Annotated in this window: 1 pseudogene; it reads right to left on the bottom strand. The window is 38.4% G+C overall.

The window, feature by feature from the left end:
* Positions 1–219: pseudogene (locus tag H4J66_RS05175) on the bottom strand (IS110 family transposase); the annotation flags it as partial.
* Positions 220–307 lie beyond the last annotated feature (88 nt).

Genomic DNA, 307 nt, shown 5'->3' with positions numbered 1-307 from the left:
GTCTTCAGACTTGAGCAGCTTTGCAAGTTTGAGCGCATCACGTTTATCGGTTTTGATTTTATCTCCTGGTTTTTTAGGGATAAGCGAAGGAGCGATGACATAGCAACAATGATTAAGGCTGGTGAGAAAGCGATAAATCCAATAGCCACAAGGACCGGCTTCGTAAAAAAAATGGAGCGTAGTGTCAGGATATTTTGACTGTAATTGTCGTACGAGTTTTTTAAAGTATGTTATGTTTTATCATGCTAGCCTCTGTTTTATATTGTTGACACATATATTATGGCTCTGGTTTGTAAAACTAACCCAC

It is taken from the genome of Colwellia sp. MB3u-55 (assembly GCF_014076785.1).
GTDB lineage: Bacteria > Pseudomonadota > Gammaproteobacteria > Enterobacterales > Alteromonadaceae > Colwellia_A.
This window is presented reverse-complemented; position numbering and strand designations above follow the sequence as displayed.